Raw genomic sequence first — 434 nt, forward strand, 5'->3', positions numbered from 1 at the left:
TTCTTTACAGTGATGTCACCCATACCCGGTTTCTGAATTGCCAGCTGTCCGGCTTTTTTTTCGCCGGGGCGCGCATTCAAGATACATACATGGTGCGAACCAATATCGATCACATCACTCTTCAGGGATCGGGTAATGGCATCATCCATATGGATCTGGCAACCCAGTATTCGCTCCACACGGATCCGTTTAAAAAGGCCGATCCGGTATGGGATGATCCGGCGCAACGGGAGGCCCTGCTCCAGCAGGCGCGCGGAGACGGTATCAAGTCGTTGTGTCCGGTCGTGTTCGGACGAGGCTGACAGAGGAAGCATTCGTGGCTGGGGCGCAGGAGCCCGGCAATCTTCACTTTTCTGAGGCGTTGGTGCACTTCGATGGTCGAGGCGAATGGTAGGATGACGACCTTTCGCACCCGGTCCCTTTGCCGATGCCGC

General features: G+C 56.2%; 1 protein-coding gene. It reads left to right on the top strand.

Translation table 11 applies throughout. The annotated features are described in order from the left end of the window. On the top strand, positions 1-302 hold a 302-nt coding region (locus DID99_RS37575), incomplete at its 5' end, for a hypothetical protein (protein WP_185733896.1). Positions 303-434: the final 132 nt, after the last annotated feature.

Source organism: Burkholderia sp. Bp8986, from assembly GCF_003854225.1.
Taxonomy (GTDB): domain Bacteria; phylum Pseudomonadota; class Gammaproteobacteria; order Burkholderiales; family Burkholderiaceae; genus Burkholderia.